The sequence below is a fragment of the Arcicella sp. GW822-FHT02H01 genome, from assembly GCF_058802005.1.
Map to the genome: position 1 here is coordinate 3,592,331 of NZ_JBXANT010000001.1, position 24,834 is coordinate 3,617,164.

Here is a 24,834-nt window from a genome sequence, read left to right on the forward strand (position 1 = left end):
CTGAAAATAGTCAGTAATGCCATCAAACGCCACATTAGAGGCAGTAAAGAAGATTTTTACTGCTTATCTTGAAAATAAAAGTCTTCGAAAAACTCCAGAACGATTTGCCATTTTGGAGGAAATTTACACAAGAGATGACCATTTCGATGTGGAGGAACTATATATTTCGATGAAAAATAAGAAATATCAGGTTTCACGTGCTACTGTGTATAATACACTTGACGTATTAGTAGAATGTGATTTAGTTTCTAAACATCAATTTGGGAGAAATCAGGCACAGTACGAGAAATCATACGGACGTCGCCAACACGACCACCTGATTTGTACAGAATGCCATCATGTTACTGAATTTTGTGACCCAAGAGTACAAACAATACAATCGATGGTAGGTGAAATGTTACAGTTCAATGTAATGCACCACTCTTTGATTTTTTATGGTGCTTGTACAAAAACAGAATGTGAACATAAAAAAGCAATGTTAGCGGAAAGAGCAATGTCTAGTAGAGACCATAATTAACAGTATTTATCAACAGCAAGCAAACAGGACTTTCATTCATAATCCGAATGAAAGTCCTGTTTTTGTGTTTTTTAGGAAATTTTTTGGAATACTCTTCAACTAAAACTACAGCATTATTGAAATTCTTGTGAGGTTTTATTTTTGTTTGTTTATCTTTGCGACTTTGATTAGGTGGTTTATTCTTTTTTGATTTTTCTGTTTCCTGTTATCTCGACGTCAGGAGGGAACTGGTCTGCCACCGCCAGATGCTTCCTTCGTGAGAATGACAACCAAAAAACAAAAAAATGGCAGTAGATGTATTGTTGGGTTTGCAGTGGGGTGATGAAGGAAAGGGTAAAATAGTTGATGTTTTAGCCCCTAAATATCAAGTAGTTGCTCGTTTTCAAGGTGGACCAAACGCTGGGCATACCCTTGAATTCGATGGTTTTAAACATGTTTTGCATCAAATTCCATCAGGAATTTTCCGTCAGGAAGTACAAAACATTATCGGAAATGGTGTTGTTCTTGACCCAATTATTTTCAAAAAAGAAATAGATGGTTTAGCAAAGTATAATTTGAACGTACTTGAGAACTTAGAAGTATCTAAAAAAGCTTCTATCATTCTTCCAACACACCGTTTGTTGGATGCTGCCTATGAGAAAGCAAAAGGTGATGCCAAAATTGGTTCAACCTTAAAAGGTATCGGGCCAACTTATACTGATAAAATTTCACGCCAAGGATTAAGAGTAGGTGATATGATTTCACCAAACTTCAAAGCAAAATACGATGCTTTGGTGGCTCGTCATACTGCAATTTTAGATGTGTACAAGTTTGAATATGATTTAACAGCCGCAGAAGCTGACTTTTTTGAAGCAGTAGAGTTTATGAAACAATTCCGTTTGGTAGATTCTGAATACTCTGTTAACAATGCGATTACTGCGGGCAAAACGATTTTGGCTGAAGGTGCGCAAGGAAGTTTATTAGATGTTGACTTTGGTTCGTATCCATTTGTTACTTCTTCAAATACTATTACAGCAGGTGCTTGTACAGGTTTAGGAGTTGCTCCAAAAAACATTGGTGAAGTTTATGGTATCTTCAAAGCTTATGCTACACGTGTAGGTTCAGGACCATTCCCTACGGAATTGATTGATGAAGTAGGTGAAAGAATGCGTCAGGAAGGTCGTGAATTTGGCTCAACTACTGGTCGTCCTCGTCGTTGTGGTTGGATTGATTTACCAGCGCTTAAATACGCAATGATGATTAATGGCGTAACGCAACTGGTAATGATGAAAGCTGATGTATTGAACATTTTTGAAGAAATAGAAGTATGTGTTGCTTATAAATTACCAGACGGTACTGTTACAGAACAATTGCCTTACGATATGACAGATACGATTGTAGAACCAATATATGAAACATTGAAGGGGTGGAACTGTTCGTTAGAAGGATTAAGAAATTTCGAAAACCTTCCAGCTGAATTAACAGGCTATATTACTTTCTTAGAAGAGAAATTAGGCTTACCAATCAATTTCATCTCTACGGGTCCAGACCGTGATGAATGTGTATTGAAAGGAGCTTTGGCTTAATCCAAAAGATAATATTTTCAAAAGGTTCGACAGTTTTTTGTAAATTGTCGAACCTTTTTATTTGACACTCACTTATATAGCTCTTTTATATTGAAGTGTTTTTATAAATTATCGTATGATATATACAGAAGAAACCATAGAAGCTTTCAACGAACAAGCTCGTTTGAAGTTTCCAGAAAATAGAAAGTTTTTTGATAGACTTAAAAATAAAAAAATCAAAAAGTTGGACGAGGCTTTTCACCCTGTACATGAAGATGTTTTTGATGAAGTAGATTGCTTGAAATGTGGGAATTGCTGTAAAACTACTAGCCCAATCTTTACAGACATTGATATTGATAGAATCGCAAAACATTTGCGTATTCGCCCTGCTCAGTTAGTAAAAGACCATTTGCATTTGGATAGTGACCACGACTATGTGCTGAATTCTTCGCCTTGTACTTTCTTGGATGCTGACAATTATTGTTCAATTTACGACTATAGACCTAAGGCTTGCAGAGAGTATCCGCATACTGACCGTAAGAATATTGCTGGAATTTTACCTCTTACGTTAGAAAACACAAAAGTTTGTCCAGCAGTTTTTGAAATAGTAGAACAACTTAAAAAAGCAGGTCTGGGGAATAAGGGCGGAATCATTGAGTAGTTATAGCTATAAAAAATGCTAAAAAAGTACAAATAGTTCCCGTCAATAATACAGGATAGTATATAAAAAGACGTAAATCGTTTTTAGTTTGTATTATTGACTGATAAAAATTCCGTATTTTTGAGACCACAAAACTTTTACTATCACTATACAATACAAAATAATGGCGGCAGTCGAGTACTTAGGCATAGACATTGGTGGAACGAATGTCAAAATGGGCATCGTAAATTCAGAAACAGGACAAATTTCTAATTTTTATAGTCACGATACTGTGAGCTGGCGAAAATCAGGACATTTCGAAGACCGTCTCGGAGAAGCAATAGGTTTACAACTTATTGATAATAAAAATATCACTAAAGTAGGAATCGGCTTACCGGGAATGATTAATTCGGCTAGAGTAACGCCAATTGAAATTACGGCAATCCCTGAGTTGAACAATGTTCCTTTGGTTGAGATACTTAAAAAACGCTTCCCAGCAGTTGATTTTTTCCTTGAAAATGATGCAAACGCAGCAGCTTTAGGAGAATTTTATTTTGGCGAAGATCGTATTGACGAAAGCTATATTTTTATTACTTTAGGGACTGGTGTAGGTGGTGCAGCCATCATTGGTAAAAAAGTATTTAGTGGTGGTAGAGGTAACGCAATGGAACCTGGGCATACGCCTTCAGTAAATGGTAAGGTTTTAGAGAGAAATATCGGTAAAAATGAATTGTTAGACCTTGCTAATACAATGAGAAAAGAATTCAGAGGTGTTACTCAATTACCTGATGATGGAACTATCTCAACAACAGGATTAGTAGCTTCTGCCTCAGAAGGAGATGCCCTAGCTTTACAGGTATTTACGAAAGTTGGAGAATTGCTTGGCGAAAATTTATGTCACTTAGTTGCCATCCTTGATATCAATTTAATCTTGATTGGTGGAGGTTTGTCAGCATCATTTGACTATATTTTACCATCAATTACATCCACCATGGAAGGTTGGTTAACCAAGTATCATGCCGACGGATTAACTATTAAACGTGCTACTTTGGGTAATGATGCAGGTCTTTTAGGGGCTGCTTCATTATGTTTTTAATAATATTCTTTAAATAATTATAGTAAATCTTTTCATAGTAATGCGGTATTAAAAAAATGTTTGATAATCTAATTTTTATCATCATCTTTGCACCGTTTTTCTAACCAAAAATCGTTCTAAAAATGGCAGACATTGCAGAAAAAGTAAAAGGCATTATCGTCGAGAAGTTGGGCGTTGACGCAGCAGAAGTTACTCCAGAGGCTTCATTCACAAATGATTTGGGTGCAGACTCATTGGATACAGTAGAATTAATCATGGAATTCGAAAAGGAATTTAACGTTTCTATTCCTGATGATCAAGCTGAAAATATCCAAACAGTTGGTCAGGCAATCACATATCTTGAAGAAAACGCCAAGTAATCTGAACTTCTTTATGTGCTAATTTGAAAGTAAAATTATTGATTCTACCTGAACTATAGTTTTATGACAGATTAGCACATTTTTATTGATTTTCAGGTTAATTATGCTCAAATTTGAGTATTAATTTATTTGAGTATTAATTTATATGCTTAGATAAAAGCCAAAGGAGTTAAAGATTAAGAAGTGTAAAAAACAGATAAATTAGATGGTGTTCTTTCCACTAATTTTATCTATCATCTTTTATCTAATACTTAGTTAAATTTTATTTTTCTCATGAAGAGTTTTAAAAGAGTAGTCGTAACGGGAATAGGTGCTTTGACTCCTATCGGAAATACTGTACCAGAATATTGGGATGGACTAAAAAATGGAGTCAGTGGTTGCGATAATATCACAAAATTTGATGCTTCAAAATTTCGTACTCGCTTTGCTTGCGAATTGAAAAATTTTGATGTTACAAAATTTATTCCTCGCCAAGATGCTCGTCGAATGGATCAGTTTACTCAATATGCAGTAGTTGCTGCTGATGAAGCCATTGTAGATTCAGGACTTGACCTTGAAAATATAGATAAAAATAAAGTTGGAGTAATTTGGGGTTCAGGTATTGGAGGCTTAAAAACTTTTGAAGAAGAAATGATTTACTTCGGAAAAGGGGATGGTACGCCAAAAATCAATCCTTTCTTTATTCCAAAAATGATTGCCGATTCAGCATCAGGTAATATTTCAATTCGTCATGGTTTCCGTGGCCCAAACTACGTAACTGTTTCGGCTTGTTCATCAGCCAATAATGCGATTATTGATGCTTTTAATTATATCAGATTAGGGCGTATTAATATTTGTGTGACTGGTGGTTCTGAAGCAGCAGTAACGATTGCGAGTGTGGGCGGTTTTACAGCCATGCGTGCGATGTCTGAACGTAATGATGACCCTAAAACGGCTTCACGTCCTTATGATAAAGACCGTGACGGTTTTGTAGTAGGTGAAGGTGCAGGAGCATTAATCTTAGAAGATTATGACCATGCGATTGCTCGTGGAGCAAAAATTTATGCTGAGTTAATCGGTGGAGGGTTCTCTTCTGATGCTTATCATATTACTGCGCCACACCCAGATGGTTATGGAGCATTACTTTCGATGCAAGATGCCCTCGATGATGCTGGAATCCAACCAGAAGAAGTAGATTATATCAATACGCATGGTACATCTACCCCTCTTGGTGACCCACAAGAATTGAAAGCAATTGTAGATTTATTTGGAGATCATGCTTATAAAATGAACATAAGCTCGACAAAATCTATGACTGGTCACTTATTAGGGGGAGCAGGTGCTATCGAAGCGGTGGCTTCAATCTTAGCAATACAGCATCAGCTTGTACCACCAACGATTAATCATTTTACGGAAGATCCAGAAGTTGACAATCGTTTAAATTTGACTTTGAATAAAGCTCAAGAAAGAAAAATAGATGTTGTTTTAAGTAATGGATTTGGCTTTGGAGGTCATAATGCTACGGTTATATTCAAAAAAATATAGTTTTTAGTTGATAGAGAAATAGGGGATAATTGATAGTAGTTAAGGCGAAGTCAAATTTTTTTATTAATGTTGCAATCTCATTCAATCAGCTTTAGCTATTAGGTTTTAACTATCAATTATCATTTTAGAAATATGCTATCACCAATTATTGATTTTTTTTCAAGTGATCCTAAAGACAAGAAGTTAAAAAATGCAGTAGAACATATTATCGGAGAGAATCCCTCTAATTTAATGCTGTATCGATTAGCTTTTATGCACTCTTCGGTATCCAAAGAAACAATCGCTAAAGGTTACAAGGATTCTAATGAAAGACTTGAATTTTTAGGAGACTCAGTATTAGGGATGATTACAGCAGAATATTTGTTTAAAAAATTCCCTTTTAAAGATGAAGGTTTTTTAACCGAAATTCGCTCGAGAATGGTTAGTCGAGAATCTTTGAATGTAGTAGCCAGAAAAATTGGTCTGGATAGGCTTGTAGAATACGATGGTAACCGCAAGACAGTACTTACTAGAACATCAATGTATGGCGATGCATTAGAAGCTTTAATTGGAGCCATTTACTTAGACAAGGGTTTTCGTTTTACAAGGTCGTTTATTATCAAAAAAATACTTACTCAACATTTTGATATTGAGACAGTTGTACAAAATAACCCTAATTTTAAATCAATAGTCATAGAATGGGCTCAGCGCGAAGGCAAGCCTATTAGGTTTGAAATCATCGAAGAGGGCTCAAAACATAATAAAGAATTTACAGCAACTATTTTTGTGAATGAAGAAGCCTTTTCGATAGGACAGGGATATTCCAAGAAGAAAGCCGAGCAAACAGCCGCCATGAAGGCTTGCGAAAAGCTAGAAATTAGTTAAATAAAAGCCTGTGAATACCACAGGCTTTTTTATGTACTAAGATATAAAATAGCCTACATCAATGAACTAATGGCTTCACTACATTTTTCTGGTTTGTCGTTTTGTTGAGGTGCACTTCTAATGTTTGGTTCAATTTTTGCTATAATTCTGCCGATAGGATGTTTAATCTTTACCGATTAGCACTTACCTTTTCTTTCTGATATATTAATACATTAAATTTGTTAATAAGAATTATTTTATTTCGTTATAGTTATATCCAGTAGTTAAAAAGACCCTCTAAGAAATCATGAAGTTAGACTTTTCGGCAATCGAAAATTACGGACAAAAATATGCTAACCAAGTTTGTGATGACTTTTTTAATAGAACTGCCACAATCAATGGACAACAAATTTTAAAACTTAGCAATGTTGCGCAAGTAAATATGTTTGTTGTAAGCGATTTGTTTGAGAAATGGAAAGCTGATACAGAAGCCTTTACCAGTCCTTACTTTAATTTTGATAGTGACGACGTTAAAGCTGCCTTGAAGACTTTCATGAATACGGCTTCACAAAATATCATGGTAAAACGAGAACATTTTGAACCAATGTTATCGAAAGCTGTTGTAAAAACCATTATTCTATTACTTGATCCAAGTAAGTATTTTGATGATTTTGTAAGAGATTCTCCAGAATTTACACTTACTAAAGAACGTTTAGCGCAACTCGCAAAATATACCAAGATTAACAGCCACATTGCTAAATCAATGACCGAAAAAATGGGCAATGATGATAAAGTATATGTAACTGTTGCTTTGAATTGGTTGAAAGAAATTAGCGACAACGTAGCGTTTGAAAATGTTGATAAGTATCTTGAAACGTTATCTGCTAAAGTACCTTTCAAAAAAGAAGATTTTATAAAAGCTTCAGCAAGACCTGTAGAAGAAGTTCTTGCTAAAAAAGCAGTATCTCAATCTTTTTTTGACATAGAAGAGGATTTAGACGATGAGAATGCTCCGTTACCAACGGTAGACAAAATTCAAGCTGAAATAGATAGAAAGGGAACGCCTGCGGAGATGAAATTACCGGGTTTAGATCGCCTAAATGACACTTTCGTAGGAGATTTACCAACGGTTAATGATTTATTGAAGAGAGATAACGTAGCGGGAGGAACTGCTTTGGCTGATTTAGCTTTCAATCGTCCTATTAAAAGCATTGCTGATGGAGTAAGTCTAAATCAGAAATTCGTTTTTATTGGTAAATTATTTGATGGCGACATCAACGCATATAGCAATGCTATTGATAAAATAGATGCTTGTAGCAACCTTTCAGATGCTAAAAATTATATGAATAAACATTTAGCGCCTAAATATAATTGGATTTCGGTGGCTGAAGAAGCTAATGATTTTTTAGAAGTAGTTGCTAGAAAATTTCATTAAAAATATTTAAATTGTTGGTATAAAGTCCTTTAAATGATGCTTTTGAGAATAATTACTCAAAGCATCATTTTTTTGTACTGCACTTTAACGATTTATTATGAAAAAACTCCTACTCCTCTTCATAAGCATTCTTTATGCTGCTCATGTAAACGCTCAGGATTATTCTACTAAAGAAAATAATATACGCAACCTTATTCAGGAAATCATGGGCAACCCCGTTGATGGTATTTCTGAAGACTTGTTTGAATCTCTTTATCAGAATTATCTGAATCCACTCGATTTAAATACTGTTTCTCGTTCCGAGCTCGCTTCTTTGTACATACTTTCTGAAAAACAACTAAACTCCTTCTTTAACTACCGTGACAAAGCAGGAAAGTTCCTATCTATTTATGAATTACAAGCCATTCCAGATTTTGATTTAGCGACTATTTATAAGTTTATACCATTTGTGACGCTGAAAGCCGATGGACTATCGATTAAAGACTTTCAAAATAGTTGGCAAAAAGCTAATCAGTATTTATTGCTTAGGTACACTCAATATGTAGAAACGAAGAAAGGCTTTACAGAGCCTGATTCACGCAGTAAAGTAAGGTATGAAGGTTCGCCCATGAAATTATATGCTCGGTATAAAGTGTCTTTACCAAAGAATTTTAGTGCTGGCTTTACCGTCGAAAAAGACGAAGGCGAAAGTCAGTTGACCGATTTTACTTCCTTTCACTTTCAAATTCAAAATAAAGGACATTGGAACAATATTAACTTAGGCGACTATCAATTGCAGTTTGGTCAAGGATTGATTGCCGCTGCGGGTTTCTATTTAGGAAAAGGCTCAGAAACAGTGCTTACTACCCGTAGGAATCATTTAGGCGTTCGTCCTTATACATCTGTTATGGAAAGCAATTTCTTTAGAGGAGGTGCGGCGACTTATCAATTCAAAGCTTTTGAAATGACAGGTTTTTATTCACGAGTAAATCGAGATGCTAATTTGGCTTTAGATAAGAATACTAACGCCAATTATGTCACTTCCTTACAAACAGCAGGTTTGCATAGAACATCTTCTGAAATTGCTGATAAAAGGTCGTTGATGGAAGAAAACTTTGGGGGAGATATTACCTTCAATAACAAAACCAATACTTTTCAAGCTGGGATTACCTTATTGAAAACTAATTTTAGTTTACCGCTAGTAAAAGCCGATAAAGTGTATAATCAATATGAGTTTTCGGGACAAGAGAATCTTTTGACTGGTCTTCATTGGAGTTATAATTATCAGAATTACAACTTTTTTGGAGAAGCTGCTCGCTCTACAAGTGGTGGTATTGGTGCTGTAACAGGCGTGTTAGCAAGCTTAAGCAATCGGACTGATATATCAGTTTTATTACGAAATTATGATAGAGATTTTCATAGTTTTTATGGCAATGGTTTTTCCGAAAATTCCCGCAATATTAATGAACGAGGAATCTATTCAGGGATAAAACATTCATTTAATAAAAAGTGGTCGGCCTCGGCTTATTTCGATTACTTTTACTTTCCTTGGTATAGATACCTCGTCGATAAGCAACCGACTAAGGGTTTTGATTATTTAGGAAGACTAACTTTTCAGCCTTCTAAAAAACTACAAGCCTATTTACAATTCAGACAGGAGAACAAAGAAGAGAATACTAAAATTACAGAAACCTATCTGGATAAAGGCAAAGAAAAAACCAGAGAAATTACGGTAGTAAGAGAAAGAAGTAAAAGAGCATTGTTGGCGAATATAAACTACAAGTTATCGAAAATATGGGAGTTTCAGACAAGGGCATCTTTCAGCACTTTTCAGTTTGAAGGACAAAGCTTGACAAAGGGGTTTGCTATTGCTCAGGATGTAAATGCTGATTTAGGACGGTTATCGATATCTGGTAGGATTGCCTTTTTCAAAACAGATGATTATGATAACCGACAGTATTTTTATGAACAGGATGTTCTCTATGCTTTTTCTTTTCCAGCTTATTATCAATACGGGTTTCGGCATTATCTCTTGGCAAAGTACAAAGTCAGTCGAAATGTAGATGCTTGGGTTCGTTGGGCGAGGACAGATTTATTAGGAGATGATGCTACTTTTGGCTCGGGACTAGAAGAAATTTTAGCGTCCCATCGCTCAGAAGTAAAAGTACAGTTAAGGTTGCATTTTTAAGATAGCGATAAGCATTTAGCCGTGAGGAATGAGCTTTTTATTAAATATTCTGTATGAACGAAGAGGGAAAATACATTTACCAAAGCAAAGCTTTTTCATTACGTCCTTTTCAAGATGGGGACGAAGCATCGTTAGTGATTCAAGCTAATAATATCAAGATATTTAATAATGTGCGTGACTCTTTTCCGCATCCATATACGTACGATGATGCAGTTTGGTGGGTAGATGCCAACAAAAAGATAGATAAGCCAACTAATTCTTTAGCGATTGTCATTGAAGGAAAGGTAGTAGGAGGAATTGGTATTATTGTGGGTAATGATATTTATCGTATCAGTGCTGAAATAGGCTATTGGTTAGGGGAAGCTTATTGGGGCAAAGGAATAATGCCTGAAGCGGTAAAAGCAATGACCAATTATGTGTTTGAAAATTTCCCAGAAATCATCAGAATTTGGGCTGGCATATTTGAATACAACAAAGCCTCTATGCGTGTATTAGAAAAAGCAGGCTATCAATTAGAAAGTATTCAAACAAAAGCATCTATTAAAAACGGCCAAGTGATTGATAATTATTTGTATGTGCAGTTTAGGGAAATAGATAGCTCAAAATACTGATGGCTTGCTTTTAAGTGACTGCCATCAGAAAAAAAAGTCTTTTACTGGTCTTAGGCTCTCCTAAGACCTAAAAGATGGAAGAGCGTCCCGCTCGAAATAGATTATAAAGAATAAGTAATTACAAAAGGATATATTAATACTCAACAATTAAAAATATGTTAACAAACATCAATCCAAAACTTCCTATGCGTAATAAAGCTACTACACGGGATTTTTATGTAAATCAATTAGGCTTTCAAGAATTTGGTAGTGCTGATTTTGAGGGCTACTTGATGGTGCAAAAAGACAATGTTCAAATTCACTTTTTTGAATTTAAAGAAATTGACCCCAAAGAAAATTATGGTCAGGTCTATATCAGAACAGATAATATTGACCAATTGTACCAAACATTTTTAGACACTAAAACAAGCATTCATCCAGCAGGACATTTAGCACTAAAGCCTTGGGGACAAAAAGAGTTTTCAATCCTTGACCCAGATAATAATTTGCTTACTTTTGGGCAGAGTATTTATTGATATTTTAGTAGTTGCAAGTAATAAGAAAAAATACAAATCACGAAGTAATAATGATATTATTACATGTTGAATACTCTTGATAGCTAAAGTCAAGCTTTGCTTAATATTTGAAATAGAGAGAGTAATAATTGCTTAAAATTTTCCGCAGTAATTACAGGTATTTTAGGGAAGTCAAGCTTTTTTAGGATATTAAAATGTTTGTCGTCAGTTACAATATAATGGGCATTTCCAACAAAAGCACAATCAACAAATTTATTATCATCAGCGTCAGACTGAATGATATTAAGTTGAAAGAAGACTTCAAGTTTTTCCACATTTGGTAAGATTATTAAGAAGTCAAGGAAGTTTTTAGCGACATCCTTATTGAAAAATTGCGTTATTTTTTCCTCATATTCCAAGTAGAATTTCTGTACTTACCAATGCTGAGTAGCTTTATAAATACAATTCATCAATCAGCATAGCATATTCAGATTTACTTGAGATAGCTCTTAATATTACATTTGTATCTAATACGACCTTCATACTGCTAATCTACTGCTTGCATTTGAGCATCTGTGTATCCTTTATCTTCCCAAATTTTATCGGCTGATTGACGCACTTTATCCAAGAAAAACTTTGCCATTGTTCTCTTTAATTCTAATAATGTTTCATCGGATACACCTGTTGCATAGAGTTTTAATAGCTCTAATTGAACATTTGAAAGTGGAGGCTTAATTGTTGATTCTGTCATCGTAAATTAATTTTTATTAAAATAAAACTTTTTTACAAATAGTTGTCTATGGCAGCATTTTATTCTGTTTAATAGTTTCAAATCAATTTACTCCTTACAAATCAAAGCCACACATTGTGCTGCAATACCTTCACCACGCCCTACAAAGCCAATGTGTTCGGATGTTGTCGCCTTGATAGCTAAATCTTCTTCTGGTATATTCATTACTGCTGCTAGGCAGGTTTTCATCGCTGGAATATGTGGATTCAGTTTGGGTTCTTGTAAAATCACTGTCACATCAAGATTGTTTACTTCCCAACCTGCTTCACGAATCATTTCTAATACTCTTTTTACCAAAATTTTAGAATCAACACCTTTATATTGAGGGTCTTTGTCAGAGAAATGATAGCCGATATTTCGCATATTGGCAGCACCCAATAAAGCATCACAAATTACATGGCAAACAATATCAGCATCCGAATGCCCCACAGCACCGTGAGTATGTGGAACTATAATCCCGCCTAACCAAAAAACTCTTCCTTCTTCAAGGCGATGCACATCATAGCCTTGTCCTACTCTTAATTTCATATCTTTTTAGTTTTGAGCTATAAGCTTTGAGAGATGAGCTTTTGACTTTGTTAGACACAACTGATGGCATGACTTGAAGTCATGCCATCAGTATTAGTAAAACTCATAGCTCAAATCTCACTGCTCAAAGCTGTTTTTACAGCTCTTTTAAAATGGCATTCTTAATTAAAAAAGGATGTGACCATGGTACAAAATGATTCATGGTATCTATCCTAACAATATCTACTTTAGCTGAATTGACCAACATTTTATCAGCAAAATCAGCGTTTTTTGGATTGACCAACATATCTTTTCCACCCTGAATTACAATAACTGGCTGTCGAATATTTTTCCACAAAGGTAACATCTTTTGTAATTCTGGTTTCAAATATAAGATTTCATCATTAGAAGCACGAAAAGATGCAGGAATTAAAATACTAATAGGTTTGAATGTCAGCGGAATTCTAAACCATTTCTCATTAGGTTCCAAGTCTGGCGAGATAGAACCTGCTACAATGATAAGATTATCAATCAATTCAGGATAATCCATCGCCATTCGGGCAATTATTGGGCCACCTAAGGAATGCCCAATTAGGATGATTTTTTTCCCAAAACGCTTTTCATGTGCTACAATCGGTTTTAATAATGCTACTTGTCTTTGTAATGATTTTTCGCCTTGTCCAAATTCTGAATTTCCAAAACCAATTCTATCTACTGAAACCATTTTTACTTTTTTCAAGAGAGAAGTGTCTTTCATGAAATTAATAAAGGCTGTCCATGAACCAGGAGAACCATGTACAAAAAAAGCTACTGGGAGACTATCATTCCCAATTTCAGCATAATTCATTTTTATTCCTTGTACATCAATTTGACATTGTATTGGTTTATTCTTCAAACCTGAGAAAGATGCATCTATTGCTTGTTGACTCATTTTGAAGTTAAAGCAAGAAGACAATATTTGTGAAATGACAAAAATGGTGAGATAGACAATAAGTAACCTTTTTCCGATTTTTAGCATTAGTATCAAATTTATGAATGCATAAATATTAACCTTTTATTGTTACGTAAAAGTCGGGAAAATGACAAAGAAAACCCCACAGAATAACAAGTATTTGTGGGGTTTGTTTTTTTTAACAATATTAAATTTTTTATGCGTGTACAGGATTACGTTTACGCATATAGAAATATAAGCCTATGAATGCGAAAATCAGGATTAATGGAAAAATCATCATTGTACTCAAAGTACTTTGACCTGCGGCTAACTCCATGGCATCGCCTGTTAAGCCCGCCGCCGTTTTTTCAGCCTTAGAATTATCAATCCAACGACCAATAATTGGTTGAAAAATAGAAGTAGAAAACATACCAACTCCTCCTACGATTGACATTCCCAACGCTCCAGAAAGGGGTACTTTTTCGGCAATAAATCCAAGCATATTTGGCCAGAACAGTGCTACCCCCATCGCAAAGAAAATAGCAGCAACGTAAGCCATTCCGCCTGTTTGGGTACTTAATAAATAAATCCCGATGGTGGCGAGAATAGCCGAACCAAGCAATACTCCCGTTTGGTCAAATTTTTTCACAATAGGACCTGCAAAATATCTAATAACTGCCATTAAACCCGTTACTAAAGCCAAAATTAACATTGGACTTGCACCCGATTTACTCATAATTAATCCCGTCCATTGTTGTGGACCAAACTCAGTGATAGCAGTAATAGCCATGCAAGCAAACATGAAAATATATAAAGGTGTTGCCATGGCTTGAAGGTTTTTACTAATTGAAGTAGCACCTTCAGTTTTTGGTTTTGGAAATGTTTGTCCCCAAAATAAATAAGCATAAATCAAAGTTGGAATTAAAATCAACCAGATTTGTGTTTTCCAACCCAAAGTAATAACCGTACCTAAAGAAATTAATAAGTTTATAATTACATTTGCTATAATACCAATTCCATTTTGAATAATATTGCCATCAAGCTCAACAAAAGTTCCTTGTGATGCGTGAGTAAATAAGAAAGACAATAAACTACCAACTACAATTCCACCAGGAAACCACATGTGAAAACGGTTCAATTTTGTACTCATTTCTGCACCTTGATAAGTATCAGCAATCATTGGGTTACAAGCGGCTTCTGTACAGCCATTACCAATACCAATTAAAAAAGTTGATACTAAAAGTCCTGTATATCCGCCAAGAAGTCCAGGATATAACGTTAAAATAATACCTAAAGCATGACACACAAAAGCCACCAGCATGATATTTTTAGGACCAAAAGTATGATAAACTAATCCTCCAACAATCATGGCAATCGGGAAGCCTAAAAACCACATTGAATTAATAAAACCTAATTGCTCGCCTGATAAATTGAAATCGATTGCCAATTGAGGCAAAATACCTGCACGAATGCTAAATGAAAATGCCGTTGTTATCAAAGCAAAACAGCTTGCGTTAAATAATCTTGACTTGTTAATAGTTTGATTCATAATTGATTAGGGATTGGAAATTGATTAAATTGGTTTGGAATCTTAGATATGTGAAAAATCATCAAAGAAAAATCTATCAAAAAAACGATTTTTTTTCCAGATTCTCTGTAAGTTCTTATCAGTATTTTTATGAAATTTTGTACTTAGTTTATCACAAGAAAGGATTTGAATTAAAATACTATACGGTAAATTTGTGATAATGAAATTTATAAAATAATTACTTACCGACTGATTGATACGAAAAATGGCAAGAAAAGTTAGAATGGGTATGATTGGTGGAAGCTTAGAGGCTTTCATCGGAGCTGTTCACCGCCGTGGAGCGGCATTGGATGGCGAAATTGAATTGGTTTGCGGAGCGTTTAGTTCTGACCCTGTAAAATCAAAAGCTACGGGTGAAGCATTGTATCTTTCTCCAGACCGTGTTTATGGTTCATTTGAAGAAATGATTTTGGCTGAAAAAGCCCTCCCTGAAGGAGAAAGAATGGACTTCGTTTCTATTGTTACCCCAAACCATGTTCATTTTCCTGCTGCTAAAATGGCATTAGAAAATGGTTTTCATGTGGTATCTGATAAACCAGCTACCTTGAATTCAAAAGAAGCCTATCTATTAAAAGATATTATTGAGGAATCCGGGTTGATTTACGCTTTGACGCATAACTATTCGGGTTATCCAATGGTTAAAGAAGCTCGTGAATTAATCAAAGCAGGAGCTATCGGTAAAATTCGTAAGGTAATCGTAGAATATCCACAAGGATGGTTAGCACAATTGGTTGAAGCTACTGGTCAAAAACAGGCTGCTTGGAGAACAGACCCTGCAAGAAGCGGTGCCGCAGGTGGAGTAGGAGACATCGGTACGCATGCTGAAAATTTAGCTGAATATATCACAGGCTTAAAAATTACAGAGATTTGTGCTGATTTAACGATTTTTGTGGAAGGTCGCCAACTAGATGATGACGCCAATATGCTTTTACGTTTTGATAACGGAGCAAAAGGAATATTGCACAATTCGCAAATTTGTAACGGGGAAGAGAACGATTTGAACATTAGAATATATGGAGAATTCGGAGGTTTGAAATGGAAACAAATGGATCCTAATACCTTGATTTTGACTAATCAAGAAAATGGTTCAAGAATCCTTCGTACTGGTGTGGGTAATCTTTCAAAAGCGGCTCAGGCACATACTCGTCAGCCAGCAGGTCATCCAGAAGGATACATCGAAACGTTTGCAAATATTTACAGAAACTTTACCTATGCCCTTAGAGCAAGATGGGGAGAAGAGGCACAGAAAAATGCCACAGGGGGCTTAAAAGGAGAATCTGCTAGTTCATCTGGATATGACCCAGAAATCCATGATTTTATGGGTATTGAAGAAGGTTTGCGTGGAATGGTATTTATTGACACCGTTCTGAAATCAAATGCAGGAGGAGCTGTTTGGACTAAAATGGAAGTATAGTTTTGTTATATTATAAAAAACACTCTCCAAAATAAATATTAAAGTTTTTGGAGGGTGTTTTTAATCAGTATTCATTTATTGAACCAATTTTGCCTCAAAGTCATGAGTCATCAATGTTATTTTTTGCTTCAATAATTTAGCACGTTGTAATAATAAATCAGCAACTCCTTCTATTGGTTGTTCATTATTTTCTTTCAATATTATATCAACTTCATTGCCTAAAGCTTCAATTTCTGAAGGATTTCTAGCATTATCTATCTTTAAAAAAATAGCGCTGAGTTTTTCAAGGGGCTTCATAACAAATAGTATCGCTTTTAATGTTTAACAGCATATTTTTCGGGATTTTTATCAAACATTTCCTTGCAAACTACACTGCAAAAACTTACTTTTTTACCTTGATAAGTAGAAGTATGTTTGGCATCTTTTTCTACATGCATTTTACAAATAGGGTCTTTACCCTCTTCTAACACTACCTCTTTTTTTATTTTACTGATGTGTCCCTTAATAGCTTTTGCTGGCTTTTCTTGTGAATAACCACTATGGACAAAGGCTAAAAAAGTAATTGCGGTGATGATTAATTTCTTCATTGCTGTATTTGATGATTGTTTTTACTAAAAGCATATCTAATTTTCAATGGTCGCTTTTATAAGGTTAATGGTCTGCACAAATTTACGGAATATACCATTATATTTTTTAACAGTTTATCTTTAATTAAATTTGTCTAAGTCTCTCTTTCATAAGGCTTTTTTATGAAGTAATTGCTAATAAATGAATGTCTAAAATGACCAAAAATAATTTATCAAAATATCAGATTATATTTCTTCATATTGCTTTTTGGGCTTTTATGCTGGCATTACCGTTTATACTGCAAGCACAAAATACTGAACCTGCTCGGGCAATTATTCACCGTCCGCCACCACCACCAAAAGTATCAATTACTATTTTTTTTGCAGTCTTTACATTATTGAATATCCCATTTTTTTACCTGAATAGTAATTTTTTGATTCCAAAGATTTTAAAAGTTAAAGGAATCGGATGGTATTTGCTTTCTATTGTTTGTTTGATAGCTGCGGTGTTTTTCTTAAACGGAATTATCAAAAACACCTTTTTTAATGCACGCACAATGCCCAAAACGGGTTTTACCTTTCAACTACTTTTCTTTCTTGCCATCAGTACGTCGTATCGAATAGTATCAGATAGCATGGAAGACGAAAAGTCTAAGAAAGAGCAAGAAAACGAAAGGCTAAAATCTGAACTATCCTTTTTACGCTCTCAAATTAGCCCACATTTTATTTTTAATGTATTAAATAGCATTGTTTCACTCTCAAGAAGAAAACCAGAAAAAGTAGAACCTGTAGTCGTAAAACTATCAGATTTGATGCGCTATATGCTATATGAATCTGATGATGCTATGGTCACCTTAGAAAGAGAATATCAATACCTCAGAGCTTATATTGAACTACAACAATTACGCTTTGGAGACGACATTGCTATTAATTTTCAGGTGGGTGAATTAGATAAAAATCAAACAATAGAACCCATGTTATTGATTCCATTTGTAGAGAATTCATTTAAACATGGAGTAGGCATGATTCTCAATCCAACCATTGATATCGTATTGACTACAGAAAAAAATAGCCTGACATTTGAAGTAAGCAATAAGGTGAATCGTCAATTTCAGGAAAAAAAAGATGATGCTTCGGGTATTGGTCTAACCAACGTAAAACGAAGATTAGAGTTACTTTATCCAGAGAATCATCAGTTAATTATTAAAGACGAAGCCGATTATTACAAAATAAAACTCATCATTATTCGTAAAGATGACGATGCTTAATTAGTTTTTGTAATGTTACAATCAACAAAAAGAGTATCTTTGATGTTAGATAAGACATGATTTAATCCTATTTTAGGACAAAGCTTGTAATAAATAAAATTGCTTATGCTTAATTGTATTGCCGTAGATGATGAAAATCTAGCCCTTGACTTACTTGAGGATAATATCAACAAAGTACCATTTTTGAAATTGGTAAAACGTTGTAAAAATGCTTTTGATGCCATCGAAGTTGTGCAAAATGAAGAAATAGACTTAATATTCTTGGATATACAAATGCCAGGCATCACTGGTGTGCAGTTTTTACATAGCCTGAAAAATAAGCCGATGGTGATTTTTGTAACGGCCTATAAACAGTATGCATTAGAGGGCTTTGAATTAGATGTAGTAGATTACCTCTTAAAGCCGATTGATTTTGAGAGATTTCTAAAGGCTGTCAATAAAGCTTTTGAACTATATACTTTAAAAAATAAGCCTCAGATTGCAGAAGAAATTCATGAAGATAAAATCTCTGCCATTTTTGTGAATGCAGATTATTCGCTAGTAAAAATCAGGGTATCAGAAATCACATATATTGAAGGTTTAAAAGACTATATTAAAATCTACATTTCTACTTCCACCAAGCCCATCGTAACAAGAATGACGATGAAAGCCATCGAGGAGAAATTGCCTACTCCCGATTGTTTTAGAGTACACAAATCTTTTATTGTTTCACTTGATAAAATAGAATCTATCAGAAATTTAAAGATTAAAATCGGCAATGCTCAAATTCCAATCAGCGAAAGTTATTCTGAAGGCTTTTTCAAAATCATAGGTCAATAAGTATACACATTTCTCGATTTCATATCAAATCATAAGCTTTTAACAATTTTTAACGCAACTATTCCACAATAATAGAGGTCTATTTGATGTATTCTTAAGTATGTGGCAATTTATGAGAAGATTGCCCTAACTTTGTACTTCGGATTAACCAACTGTATTTCATGAAAAAACTTTTTCTATTAACCACTTTAATACTATTCTCAGTGAAGGTATTTTCGCAGGTTACAACAACTACTGGGATTACTATCAAAGATGAATTCTATAATAATCGCCCCTTAGCTGAAATTCTAGCAGACTTAGAAGCAAAATCAGGCGCTAAATTTATTTATGACCCCACTAAAATTAAAGGTTTATATGCAAGTTACTGGTTTGATAATATGACATTGGAAACTGGAATGAGAGGACTTTTAAAAGGATCGGGTCTGAAATTCTATGTGGATGATAACCAATTAGTGCATATTGTTCCTAAAACACAAAAGGTGTATGTAAAGAGTAGCTATAACAGTGGTACTTATTATGGTGGTAACTCGGCAGTACCCGCACCTGCTATTGCTGATGCTGGCATCACGGCTCCAAGTACAAACGGTACGACTCCTCAGCTTTCTGTTAATCGCCCTGCGATTGAAGCTATTCCTCAAACAACTCGTCGTCAGGTTGCGTTAAAACCAGCTACTAAATTTGACTTTACCTTCACAGGTAAAATCCTTGATGCACGTTCTGCTGAGCCGCTTCCCTTCGTGAATATCATGATTAAGAGTAAGAAAACGGGTACCCAAACCAACGTGGATGGTTATTTTACACTCTTGAAAGTTCCGACAGATACGACTACGTTAATTTTGAGTTATATTGGTTATGTAACTACTACAATTAAACTTGTTCCAGATGCACCTATTAGTGGTATTACCATCGAAATGGAGCCTGATAATACAGAATTAGATGAAGTAGTTGTAAAAGGTGAAAAAACAGAGGTGTTGAAAGCTGCTGAAACCATCGGTATGTTTAAAATGACTCCTCGTAATATTGCTAAATTACCAAACGTTGGAGAAAAAGATATTTTCCGTTCTTTCCAATTAATGCCAGGGATTAGTGCTGCCAACCAGTCTTCTTCTGGTTTGTATGTACGTGGTGGTACGCCCGATCAAAACCTTGTGCTTTATGATGGATTTACCGTTTATTATGTAGATCACCTTTACGGATTCTTCTCGGCTTTCAACTCAAACCCAATCAAAGATGTTCAGCTTTATAAAGGTGGTTTTGATGCCAAATTTGGAGGAAGAATTTCATCGGTAGTAGAAATTACCAGTAAAGATGGTAACAAAAGAGAATTTAACTTCGGTGGAGATTTAAGCTTAATCAGTGCAAACGTATGGGCGGAAGGTCCAGTTACTAAAGATAAAAAGATAACTTTTTCAGTAGCAGGTCGTCGTTCATGGGCGGGTCCTTTGTATAATAAAATCTTTAATACCTTTAACTCAAGTACTACCACTACACAAGGCGGTGGCTTTGGCGGAGGTTTCAGAAGTGCACAGAGTGCGCAAACCGCTACATCATATTTTTATGACTTAAATGGTAAAATAACTTTTAAACCATCAGAGAATGAAAATATAAGTTTGAGTATCTATAATGGAGAAGATTATTTAGATAACTCTCAGAATTTAGGCTTACCATTTGGTGGAGGTGGCGGAGGTGGTTTTAATAACACCGACCTTTCTAAATGGGGCAATACAGGAACAAGTTTGAAATGGTCTAAAAAATGGAGTGATAAATTCTATACGAACACCTTGATTAGTTATTCTAACTTCTTCAGTGGAAGAGATAACACAAGTGAAAATACTTTTGTAAGAAATAATGAAACGACTACAGTTAAATTTGGTTCTATCGAAAGTAATGACTTAAAAGACTTTTCTGCTAAAACTGATATTGAATACAACACTTCTAAGAGCAATCAGTTGGCTTTTGGTATCCAAGCTACAAGGCTGAACATTCAATACTCAAATAGCCAAAATGATACGACAGTTATTATTGCTAAAAACGATAAAGGAAGTTTGTTAACAGCGTACTTGCAAGACCAATTAAAATTATTTGATAACAAACTTGTTTTAAAAGGAGGTATCAGAGCTAACTATTTTGATGTTACGGGTAAAAACTATTTTGAACCAAGATTATCAGGTACTTATTCTGTAAATGATCGTTTGAAATTCAAAGGAGCTTGGGGTGTTTATTATCAATTTGCTAAGCAGGTTGAAAGAGAAGATATTTCTAATGGTAGCCGCAATTTCTGGGTGTTGGCTAATGATTCTTACTTGCCTGTTACCTCTTCAACACATTATATTTTTGGGTTGAGTTATGAATTGAATGATTACCTGTTTGATGTTGAAGGATATTACAAAGATATTCAGAATGATACGCGTTATACGCTTCGTTTTGCACCACAGATTGGTCGTGGTTTAATTGCTAACGAAACATTCTTTAACGGTACTGGTAAAGTAAAAGGTATCGACTTTTTGGTTCAGAAGAAATTCGGTGACTATACTGGTTGGGTAGGTTATACTTTTGCTCATTCGGATAAATACATTGCTCAGTTTTCTGCTAACTCATTCCCTTCAAACTTTGACGTAAGACATGAATTTAAGTCTGTCAATATTTATAAATTGGGACGTTGGGATTTAGCCGCTACTTGGATTTATGCTTCAGGAAAACCTTATACTTCAATTGTAGGAGGATATACAGTAAAATTACTTGACGGAACAGAAAAAGACTTTACAGACCCATCTATCACTAACGGTAATCGTTTACCAGCATCACACCGTTTAGATGTATCAGCTACCTATAATTTTGGACATGGTAGTATTGGTCTTTCAGTATTCAACGTTTATGGAAGAACAAACGTTTGGTACAAAAAATACCAAACTGTTACAGACGAAACTACAGGTAATAAATACTTGTCTATCACTGATGTAAATTATTTGGGCTTTACTCCGAATCTTACTTTTAGCTATAAGTTTAAGTAAATAAGATTTTCTTTGTCTCGTAAATCTTGAAGACAAAGAGGCTAAATTAAAAACGACAAATGAAATCATATATCAAATTTATATCATCAAAAAATAACCTTTTGGCCATTATAATCTTTGCTTCATTGTTAGGGATTGTGGCTTGTGATAAAGATTCCAACTTTATCGAAGGTGGTGCAAGACCCGTTGTGGAAGCGTATTTAGTAGCAGGTAAGCCAATTTCTTTATCTGTGAAAAAAGAAATTGCTTATAACGAAGATACCTCAAATACGGAGGCGCCAATTAATGGATTAAATATCAAAATTTCGGATGGTACCAATACTTATTCATTAACTTCTAATGGTGCAGGGGTATACAAATCTGATTCAACCGTCAAATTAAAAGTAGGAGTTACTTACAATTTGTCATTCACTTATAATGGCAATGCAGTAACAGCTAGTACAATTATCCCTACAAAACCTGTTGGTTTCAAAACGGATATTACATCAATTGCAAGAACTAAACTGAACTTATCATCTGGCGGAGGCTTTGGTGGAGGTTTTGTAGATGGGAATGAAGATGTGAATTTATCATGGAGTAACCCAAATAGCGATTACCATTTTGTGGTAGTGGATAACATTGAAGCTAGCCCTGTGTTGATTATTACTTTGCCAACTACAACTAGTTTTAATGATTTGACAAGACGTTTCAGAAGTCAGCCTGTACAAGGAACTTCAACACAGTTGCGTTCTCAGCAGTTTCAATATTTTGGTAAACACAATCTTGTATTATTGAAAGTAAACCCAGATTATGCTGCTTTGTATAATAGTACAGGAAGTACTTCACAAAATATTAGTACACCACCTACCACCATTACAAATGGACTAGGTATCTTTACTGGAGTAAATGCAGATACATTGGCATTTACAGTAAAACAAAAATAAGCTATACATGGCTGAATTTCGGACAACATTTACTATTCCAGTTGTACAAAATAAAATTTCAATTGATTCCCAGTTAATCACGCTAGGCTCTTGCTTTGCCGATGTAGTTGGGAATCAATTGAAAAATAATAAGATTAAAATCGAAGTTAACCCACTGGGGACATTATTTAACCCTCTTTCGATTTTTAAAATCCTCTCTCCAGATTATCAATTTGCCGACGAACGCCTGTTTGTCGAGCATCAAAAAACTTGGTTTCATTACGATTTTCATTCACAATTCTTTGCTGAATCTAAGGACGTGCTAAGGGATAGTATCAACGAACAACTTAAGGGCATATCTAATCAATTACTTCATACTGATTTCCTGATTATCACCTTCGGAACAGCTTTTATATACAAGCTTTTGGAATATCCTGCCTATGTAGCTAATTGCCATAAAATGCCAAGCAAATATTTTGAAAAGGACTTACTAAGCGTAAAAGATATATGTAAAAGTTTTGCTATACTTTATAAGCAACTGAAAGAGACGAATCCGAATCTGAGAATCATCCTCACGGTTTCGCCAGTAAGGCATACCAAAGATGGTATTCCCGAAAATCAGGTTTCAAAATCTATTTTGCGTGCAGCTTGTCATTATCTAATGACAGATTATAGCGATGTTGAATACTTCCCATCTTATGAAATAATGATGGACGATTTGCGTGATTATCGCTTCTATAAAGCAGATTTAATCCATCCGAATGAAGTAGCAGAGCAATACATTTTTGAAAAATTCGCAGACACTTATTTTGATGAAGAATTAAAAGCATTCGTAGCAGAATGGACTCAAATTAAAAAAAGGCTGTCACATCGTCCCTTCAATGAACAATCAGATGCCCATCATAAATTTCTAAGCAATCTTTTATCAGATTTAAGCCGAATAAGCTCAACAGTTGATGTTTCAGACGAGATTAAGTTAGTGAAAGAGCGAATAGCCCAAAAATAAAAAAACCTCGATAGAATCGAGGTTTTCAGAGCTTCATTGTTAAATGGTATTGTATAAGAGGATAGTTAATTGTTTTTTGCCAAATAATTATTGGCGGTTACTCTATAATTATCAAAAATTGCTCTGGTAATATTTTTTAAATCTCTATTAGCTAAAGATTTGTTTGATTTCAAAATTTTAGAAGCATAGCCCATCCAAAATACTTTATTTGAATTTTTATCAATCATCGTAATGATTAATGTGCCATTATTCAAGCTTTTTCGATATACATCAAGTGTTTCGTGCTGTAAAGAAGTATTTATATATACTTTCTTAACATCTTGCATACTGAGATTTTTATCATAAACAGCATAAGAAACTAACACATCTGCGTTATCGCTTTCTGTATAGCCTCGTATAGCCATCTGCTTTTCTATCTCTTCTTTAATCACCATTTCGTTTAACGATGACTTTGATTCCTGTGGGCGACTCACTTCTTGAACTATCGCAAAAGAACGATTTTCGGTATTTATTTCATGAAAGTCGTTATTGGCTTTCACTTGTATTACTTCCCGAGTACATGAAGTAGCAAGAAGTCCAACAATGAATGTTGTAACAACTATGCGTTTCATTAATTTTTAAGATTGTTTTTGGATATTGGCGTTTAAGCCTCTACAAATGTAGTAGAAAAAATATTTAAAATATAACTTTATTTACTTTTTTTTTAACTAATTGAATTTTAATCACAAATTTTAGCTTTAATAATTCTATAATTTACAATGTGATTTTTGTAAGTATTTTATTTTGAGGGGGTTATAAAAAA

Annotated in this window: 25 protein-coding genes; 17 read left to right on the top strand and 8 right to left on the bottom strand. The window is 34.6% G+C overall.

The genetic code is table 11. The annotated features are described in order from the left end of the window. The first annotated feature begins 16 nt into the window (after positions 1-16). The 11 genes from AC1RNE_RS14980 to AC1RNE_RS15030 all read left to right on the top strand — a co-directional run bounded on the left by AC1RNE_RS14980 (position 17) and on the right by AC1RNE_RS15030 (position 11,251). On the top strand, positions 17-517 hold the full coding sequence (locus AC1RNE_RS14980; protein ID WP_492801874.1) for a Fur family transcriptional regulator: 501 nt from the start codon (positions 17-19) through the stop codon (positions 515-517). Between the two features lie 284 nt (positions 518-801). After that, complete coding sequence (locus AC1RNE_RS14985) at positions 802-2,082, top strand: adenylosuccinate synthase (protein WP_492801876.1); 1,281 nt, start codon at positions 802-804, stop codon at positions 2,080-2,082. Positions 2,083-2,197: 115 nt separating this feature from the next. Continuing rightward, the gene (locus AC1RNE_RS14990) at positions 2,198-2,722 is read left to right on the top strand and encodes a YkgJ family cysteine cluster protein (protein ID WP_492801878.1); all 525 of its coding nucleotides are present in this window, start codon (positions 2,198-2,200) and stop codon (positions 2,720-2,722) included. A gap of 163 nt (positions 2,723-2,885) precedes the next feature. After that, the gene (locus AC1RNE_RS14995; RefSeq protein ID WP_492801880.1) at positions 2,886-3,797 is read left to right on the top strand and encodes an ROK family protein; all 912 of its coding nucleotides are present in this window, start codon (positions 2,886-2,888) and stop codon (positions 3,795-3,797) included. Positions 3,798-3,919: 122 nt separating this feature from the next. Then, on the top strand, positions 3,920-4,156 hold the full coding sequence (locus tag AC1RNE_RS15000) for an acyl carrier protein (RefSeq protein ID WP_184128888.1): 237 nt from the start codon (positions 3,920-3,922) through the stop codon (positions 4,154-4,156). A gap of 273 nt (positions 4,157-4,429) precedes the next feature. After that, on the top strand, positions 4,430-5,680 hold the full coding sequence (fabF, locus tag AC1RNE_RS15005; protein WP_492801882.1) for a beta-ketoacyl-ACP synthase II: 1,251 nt from the start codon (positions 4,430-4,432) through the stop codon (positions 5,678-5,680). A gap of 132 nt (positions 5,681-5,812) precedes the next feature. After that, complete coding sequence (rnc, locus tag AC1RNE_RS15010; RefSeq protein ID WP_184128894.1) at positions 5,813-6,544, top strand: ribonuclease III; 732 nt, start codon at positions 5,813-5,815, stop codon at positions 6,542-6,544. A 286-nt stretch (positions 6,545-6,830) separates the two neighbouring features. Next, positions 6,831-7,958 carry a DUF8457 domain-containing protein gene (locus AC1RNE_RS15015; RefSeq protein WP_492801883.1) on the top strand — a complete coding sequence of 376 codons (1,128 nt, stop codon included), beginning with the start codon at positions 6,831-6,833 and terminating at the stop codon, positions 7,956-7,958. 97 nt (positions 7,959-8,055) lie between these two features. Beyond that, complete coding sequence (locus AC1RNE_RS15020) at positions 8,056-10,125, top strand: ComEA family DNA-binding protein (protein WP_492801885.1); 2,070 nt, start codon at positions 8,056-8,058, stop codon at positions 10,123-10,125. Between the two features lie 53 nt (positions 10,126-10,178). After that, positions 10,179-10,736, top strand: a complete 558-nt coding sequence (locus tag AC1RNE_RS15025; RefSeq protein WP_492801887.1) for a GNAT family N-acetyltransferase — start codon at positions 10,179-10,181, stop codon at positions 10,734-10,736. A 155-nt stretch (positions 10,737-10,891) separates the two neighbouring features. After that, on the top strand, positions 10,892-11,251 hold the full coding sequence (locus AC1RNE_RS15030; RefSeq protein WP_492801888.1) for a bleomycin resistance protein: 360 nt from the start codon (positions 10,892-10,894) through the stop codon (positions 11,249-11,251). Between the two features lie 89 nt (positions 11,252-11,340). Here AC1RNE_RS15030 and AC1RNE_RS15035 read toward each other — a convergent pair whose 3' ends face one another. The 5 genes from AC1RNE_RS15035 to AC1RNE_RS15055 all read right to left on the bottom strand — a co-directional run bounded on the left by AC1RNE_RS15035 (position 11,341) and on the right by AC1RNE_RS15055 (position 15,007). Continuing rightward, complete coding sequence (locus AC1RNE_RS15035; protein ID WP_492801890.1) at positions 11,341-11,649, bottom strand: PIN domain-containing protein; 309 nt, start codon at positions 11,647-11,649, stop codon at positions 11,341-11,343. 128 nt (positions 11,650-11,777) lie between these two features. Then, positions 11,778-11,981 carry a DUF8507 family protein gene (locus AC1RNE_RS15040; protein WP_309912831.1) on the bottom strand — a complete coding sequence of 68 codons (204 nt, stop codon included), beginning with the start codon at positions 11,979-11,981 and terminating at the stop codon, positions 11,778-11,780. 87 nt (positions 11,982-12,068) lie between these two features. Beyond that, positions 12,069-12,548 (bottom strand): 2-C-methyl-D-erythritol 2,4-cyclodiphosphate synthase, encoded by a 480-nt coding sequence (gene ispF / locus AC1RNE_RS15045; protein WP_492801891.1) that lies wholly within the window; start codon positions 12,546-12,548, stop codon positions 12,069-12,071. A 136-nt stretch (positions 12,549-12,684) separates the two neighbouring features. Beyond that, positions 12,685-13,458, bottom strand: a complete 774-nt coding sequence (locus tag AC1RNE_RS15050) for an alpha/beta fold hydrolase (protein ID WP_492801892.1) — start codon at positions 13,456-13,458, stop codon at positions 12,685-12,687. A 217-nt stretch (positions 13,459-13,675) separates the two neighbouring features. Further along, positions 13,676-15,007: an MFS transporter gene (locus AC1RNE_RS15055; RefSeq protein ID WP_492801894.1), complete on the bottom strand. Its 1,332-nt coding sequence runs from the start codon at positions 15,005-15,007 to the stop codon at positions 13,676-13,678. A gap of 262 nt (positions 15,008-15,269) precedes the next feature. Here AC1RNE_RS15055 and AC1RNE_RS15060 point away from each other — a divergent pair, with 262 nt between their 5' ends. Continuing rightward, on the top strand, positions 15,270-16,460 hold the full coding sequence (locus tag AC1RNE_RS15060; protein WP_492803652.1) for a Gfo/Idh/MocA family protein: 1,191 nt from the start codon (positions 15,270-15,272) through the stop codon (positions 16,458-16,460). A gap of 75 nt (positions 16,461-16,535) precedes the next feature. Here the strand turns inward: AC1RNE_RS15060 and AC1RNE_RS15065 are convergent, their stop codons facing one another. Continuing rightward, positions 16,536-16,757, bottom strand: coding sequence for a hypothetical protein (locus AC1RNE_RS15065; protein ID WP_492801895.1), 222 nt, complete (start codon positions 16,755-16,757; stop codon positions 16,536-16,538). Between the two features lie 17 nt (positions 16,758-16,774). Further along, positions 16,775-17,047: a YHS domain-containing protein gene (locus tag AC1RNE_RS15070; RefSeq protein WP_492801896.1), complete on the bottom strand. Its 273-nt coding sequence runs from the start codon at positions 17,045-17,047 to the stop codon at positions 16,775-16,777. Positions 17,048-17,241: 194 nt separating this feature from the next. Here AC1RNE_RS15070 and AC1RNE_RS15075 point away from each other — a divergent pair, with 194 nt between their 5' ends. The 5 genes from AC1RNE_RS15075 to AC1RNE_RS15095 all read left to right on the top strand — a co-directional run bounded on the left by AC1RNE_RS15075 (position 17,242) and on the right by AC1RNE_RS15095 (position 24,032). Beyond that, positions 17,242-18,294 carry a sensor histidine kinase gene (locus AC1RNE_RS15075; protein ID WP_492801897.1) on the top strand — a complete coding sequence of 351 codons (1,053 nt, stop codon included), beginning with the start codon at positions 17,242-17,244 and terminating at the stop codon, positions 18,292-18,294. 105 nt (positions 18,295-18,399) lie between these two features. Beyond that, the gene (locus AC1RNE_RS15080) at positions 18,400-19,113 is read left to right on the top strand and encodes a LytR/AlgR family response regulator transcription factor (protein ID WP_492801899.1); all 714 of its coding nucleotides are present in this window, start codon (positions 18,400-18,402) and stop codon (positions 19,111-19,113) included. A 161-nt stretch (positions 19,114-19,274) separates the two neighbouring features. Beyond that, a complete protein-coding gene (locus tag AC1RNE_RS15085; RefSeq protein WP_492801901.1) occupies positions 19,275-22,124 on the top strand; it encodes a TonB-dependent receptor in 2,850 nt (949 codons plus the stop codon). A 59-nt stretch (positions 22,125-22,183) separates the two neighbouring features. Further along, positions 22,184-23,047 (top strand): DUF4249 domain-containing protein, encoded by an 864-nt coding sequence (locus tag AC1RNE_RS15090; RefSeq protein WP_492801903.1) that lies wholly within the window; start codon positions 22,184-22,186, stop codon positions 23,045-23,047. A 7-nt stretch (positions 23,048-23,054) separates the two neighbouring features. Further along, complete coding sequence (locus tag AC1RNE_RS15095) at positions 23,055-24,032, top strand: GSCFA domain-containing protein (RefSeq protein WP_492801904.1); 978 nt, start codon at positions 23,055-23,057, stop codon at positions 24,030-24,032. Between the two features lie 65 nt (positions 24,033-24,097). On the opposite strand, the gene AC1RNE_RS15100 is transcribed toward AC1RNE_RS15095, so the two are convergent. Next, a complete protein-coding gene (locus AC1RNE_RS15100) occupies positions 24,098-24,643 on the bottom strand; it encodes a DUF4136 domain-containing protein (RefSeq protein WP_492801905.1) in 546 nt (181 codons plus the stop codon). Between the last annotated feature and the right edge of the window lie 191 nt (positions 24,644-24,834).

Excerpts from the sequence above, each read along its gene's own strand:
- AC1RNE_RS15060 (WP_492803652.1), top strand. The coding sequence starts at position 15,270 with ATGGGTATGATTGGTGGAAGCTTAGAGGCTTTCATCGGAGCTGTTCAC.
- ispF (WP_492801891.1), bottom strand. The coding sequence starts at position 12,548 with ATGAAATTAAGAGTAGGACAAGGCTATGATGTGCATCGCCTTGAAGAA.
- AC1RNE_RS15040 (WP_309912831.1), bottom strand. The coding sequence starts at position 11,981 with ATGACAGAATCAACAATTAAGCCTCCACTTTCAAATGTTCAATTAGAG.
- AC1RNE_RS14985 (WP_492801876.1), top strand. The coding sequence starts at position 802 with ATGGCAGTAGATGTATTGTTGGGTTTGCAGTGGGGTGATGAAGGAAAG.
- AC1RNE_RS15065 (WP_492801895.1), bottom strand. The coding sequence starts at position 16,757 with ATGAAGCCCCTTGAAAAACTCAGCGCTATTTTTTTAAAGATAGATAAT.
- AC1RNE_RS15100 (WP_492801905.1), bottom strand. The coding sequence starts at position 24,643 with ATGAAACGCATAGTTGTTACAACATTCATTGTTGGACTTCTTGCTACT.
- AC1RNE_RS15085 (WP_492801901.1), top strand. The coding sequence starts at position 19,275 with ATGAAAAAACTTTTTCTATTAACCACTTTAATACTATTCTCAGTGAAG.
- AC1RNE_RS14980 (WP_492801874.1), top strand. The coding sequence starts at position 17 with ATGCCATCAAACGCCACATTAGAGGCAGTAAAGAAGATTTTTACTGCT.
- AC1RNE_RS15000 (WP_184128888.1), top strand. The coding sequence starts at position 3,920 with ATGGCAGACATTGCAGAAAAAGTAAAAGGCATTATCGTCGAGAAGTTG.
- AC1RNE_RS15075 (WP_492801897.1), top strand. The coding sequence starts at position 17,242 with ATGACCAAAAATAATTTATCAAAATATCAGATTATATTTCTTCATATT.
- AC1RNE_RS15090 (WP_492801903.1), top strand. The coding sequence starts at position 22,184 with ATGAAATCATATATCAAATTTATATCATCAAAAAATAACCTTTTGGCC.
- fabF (WP_492801882.1), top strand. The coding sequence starts at position 4,430 with ATGAAGAGTTTTAAAAGAGTAGTCGTAACGGGAATAGGTGCTTTGACT.
- AC1RNE_RS15055 (WP_492801894.1), bottom strand. The coding sequence starts at position 15,007 with ATGAATCAAACTATTAACAAGTCAAGATTATTTAACGCAAGCTGTTTT.
- AC1RNE_RS15030 (WP_492801888.1), top strand. The coding sequence starts at position 10,892 with ATGTTAACAAACATCAATCCAAAACTTCCTATGCGTAATAAAGCTACT.
- AC1RNE_RS15050 (WP_492801892.1), bottom strand. The coding sequence starts at position 13,458 with ATGAGTCAACAAGCAATAGATGCATCTTTCTCAGGTTTGAAGAATAAA.
- AC1RNE_RS15015 (WP_492801883.1), top strand. The coding sequence starts at position 6,831 with ATGAAGTTAGACTTTTCGGCAATCGAAAATTACGGACAAAAATATGCT.
- AC1RNE_RS15025 (WP_492801887.1), top strand. The coding sequence starts at position 10,179 with ATGAACGAAGAGGGAAAATACATTTACCAAAGCAAAGCTTTTTCATTA.
- AC1RNE_RS15080 (WP_492801899.1), top strand. The coding sequence starts at position 18,400 with ATGCTTAATTGTATTGCCGTAGATGATGAAAATCTAGCCCTTGACTTA.
- AC1RNE_RS14990 (WP_492801878.1), top strand. The coding sequence starts at position 2,198 with ATGATATATACAGAAGAAACCATAGAAGCTTTCAACGAACAAGCTCGT.
- rnc (WP_184128894.1), top strand. The coding sequence starts at position 5,813 with ATGCTATCACCAATTATTGATTTTTTTTCAAGTGATCCTAAAGACAAG.
- AC1RNE_RS15095 (WP_492801904.1), top strand. The coding sequence starts at position 23,055 with ATGGCTGAATTTCGGACAACATTTACTATTCCAGTTGTACAAAATAAA.
- AC1RNE_RS15070 (WP_492801896.1), bottom strand. The coding sequence starts at position 17,047 with ATGAAGAAATTAATCATCACCGCAATTACTTTTTTAGCCTTTGTCCAT.
- AC1RNE_RS15020 (WP_492801885.1), top strand. The coding sequence starts at position 8,056 with ATGAAAAAACTCCTACTCCTCTTCATAAGCATTCTTTATGCTGCTCAT.
- AC1RNE_RS14995 (WP_492801880.1), top strand. The coding sequence starts at position 2,886 with ATGGCGGCAGTCGAGTACTTAGGCATAGACATTGGTGGAACGAATGTC.